The following is a 1079-nucleotide window of genomic DNA, read 5'->3' on the forward strand; positions in this document are numbered from 1 at the left end:
GCATCAGTGAGACGCCCGCATTCGCTTAGATCTAGATGCTGCAAACTCGTTAAAGGTGTTAAATGCGCTAATCCATCATCGGAGAGATATCCACATCCGCTTAAATCTAGATGCAGCAAAGCCGTTAAGGGCGTTAAATGCGCTAATCCTGCATCAGTGAGACGCCCGCATTCGCTTAGATCTAGATGCTGCAAACTCGTTAAAGGTGTCAAATGGGCTAATCCGGCATCGGTGAGATATTCCCATCCGCTTAAATCTAGTTGCTGCAAACCCACTAAAGGTGTCAAATGGGCTAATCCACCATCCGTGAGATTGCTGCACGATCTTAGATCTAGATGCTGTAAAGCCGTTAAGGGCGTCAAATGGGCTAATCCATCATCCGTGAGATTGCTGCACGAGCTTAGATTGAGATGCCGTAAAGCCGTTAAGGGTGTCAAATGGGCTATTCCAGCGTCCGTAATAGCTAGACATGCCTCTAAATGAAGCACTTTTAGATTTTCACAATCTTTTAATGCTAAGAGATGGGCATCTGTTAAATAAGCCTGATTTGAAAAATCAAGAGTTTTTATCTCATCTGAAAAATGATTTATGATTCTTTCAAACTCCGCTAATTGAACAGTTTGGTTTAATAAGGCGCTTACAACGGTGAATTCTAAATAATCCTTCAATGTATTTAATTGACAGCGATGTGCGAAATTTAAAAGTTTTTTTAAACCGATTAAACTCTTTTCAGTGGAACTAAATGGTTCGAATCTCTGGGATCTATATCCATCTATCAGCTTTGCTTCTAAATTTTTCATCACTTCTATTAGTCCATAATAATCGGCGAGTTGAATGGCAGAAGTAATCTCTTCCAAAGAAACTTTAAAGTTAGCGTCCATCAGGCAATTGAGCAAAAGCGTAAAGTTTTTTTTTGTTAAAGCCAGAGGATGTTGCAGGGTTTCTTGAAATTGCCCCGACCACAGATTCTTAAAATAAGGCGATTTGTCCCTTAACAAAGCTAGCTGAGCATGAGAAATAGTCAGAGAAGTTCCCTCTTGAAAGCTTAGTTGAATTTCATCAGATGAAGGTGAAAGAGC

1 protein-coding gene is annotated in these 1079 nt (G+C 40.2%); it reads right to left on the bottom strand.

The genetic code is table 11. The annotated features are described in order from the left end of the window. A partial coding sequence (locus TY19_RS11580; RefSeq protein WP_338140282.1) for a BTB/POZ domain-containing protein occupies positions 1–1079 on the bottom strand: 1079 nt, incomplete at both ends.

Origin of the sequence: Candidatus Protochlamydia sp. R18, from assembly GCF_000648255.1 — a bacterium.
GTDB classification, from domain to species: domain Bacteria; phylum Chlamydiota; class Chlamydiia; order Chlamydiales; family Parachlamydiaceae; genus Protochlamydia; species Protochlamydia amoebophila.